2 protein-coding genes are annotated in these 1265 nt (G+C 37.2%); both read left to right on the top strand.

Features of this window, described 5'->3' with window-relative positions; translation table 11 throughout:
- Positions 1-33: 33 nt before the first annotated feature.
- Entirely contained in the window at positions 34-360 is a 327-nt protein-coding gene (locus ACFVSH_RS26760; RefSeq protein ID WP_387708853.1) for an NAD-dependent epimerase/dehydratase family protein, read from the top strand.
- A gap of 87 nt (positions 361-447) precedes the next feature.
- Positions 448-714 carry a Rossmann-fold NAD(P)-binding domain-containing protein gene (locus tag ACFVSH_RS26755; RefSeq protein WP_387708852.1) on the top strand — a complete coding sequence of 89 codons (267 nt, stop codon included), beginning with the start codon at positions 448-450 and terminating at the stop codon, positions 712-714.
- The last annotated feature ends 551 nt before the right edge of the window (positions 715-1265 follow it).

Below are 1265 nucleotides of genomic sequence, written 5' to 3'. Positions count from 1 at the left end.
TAGTAAGGTACTAATTATAGAAAGAAGGGAATCATGACTAATAAGACGGCATGGGTTTTAGGGGCTACAGGTTTAGTCGGCACCCAGTTGGTGAAAGAGCTAAGCAACAGCAAAATCTATAGTGGAATCCATTTACTGACAAGAAGCGAAATGAAAATAACGGATGCCAAGTGCATAGGCCATGTGGTGGATTTCAATAATTTATCCAAGTACTCCGATTTGTTCAAAGTCAGCGATGTTTTCATTTGTTTGGGTACTACGATCAAAAAGGCTAAATCGAAGGAAGCTTTTCGTAAAGTGGATTATGACTATGTTATCGAAGCAGCTAAAATGGCAAAGACAGCCAATGTTGAAAAATGACTCGTCATAACTGCAATGGGAGCGAATTCCAAATCAAAGTTTTTCTACAGTCGTGTTAAGGGCGATGTAGAAGGAACACTACAACACTTGGAATTGAATACTGTACATATATTCCGCCCTTCCTTATTACTTGGAGAACGCCAGGAATTCAGGGCAGGTGAAAAGATTTCTGGGCTGATAAGTACTTTTGCTAAATATGTCTTTGTGGGTCCTGTACGTCCATATCGTGCAATAAATGCAAACAAAGTAGCTGCTGCAATGTACGCTGCGGCCCAAACGACGGCAAAAGGATATCATTTTTATAATTCTGATGAAATTGAGAAACTTGCACAAAGTGAAACTATTTATCAGTGAACCGAGCCTCCAAAAGGCTCGGTTTTTTAATTTATTAGCAAATTTTGATCCCTGCTTTAAGGAAAAATAAACGGATGATCATTTGCTGCTGAAAAAAGGAATGGAGTGAAGGTGGAGAACCAGAGGACTTGGTAAAGCAAAAACTGTAGGGACCTGAAAAGTCAATCTATAGAAATCAATGATTCTTATCTCTTTTCATATGCAGCCAAAGATCATCCCGCAAGGTAGCAGAGCATGTGATAACATCTGTTTATGTATAATGTAGCGTTCATTCTCACTTTCACATGATCCTGGATTCAATCTGAATGTATATATTGCGATTAATAACCGAACTCCACCATTGATATCATGCCTTTAGTGGCTACCGATCATGTATTTTTGGTTTCACATTTTTAATTTTGATACCTTATCGTTATCTCTCTGTGATATTCGTCATACATTCTTCATCTATTTGTTCTTTGTTTAGATAATGGCTATGCTATTATTTAAAACATTGACATACAAATTAGTCGCATTCGTTGTAAAATACATTCCTTTTAATAGGCTAATAT

Origin of the sequence: Peribacillus sp. NPDC058002, from assembly GCF_042886655.1 — a bacterium.
In the GTDB taxonomy this organism is placed as follows: domain Bacteria; phylum Bacillota; class Bacilli; order Bacillales; family DSM-1321; genus Peribacillus; species Peribacillus aracenensis.
Note: the sequence above shows the minus strand (reverse complement) of the source record. Positions and strands in the feature narration are given on the sequence as shown.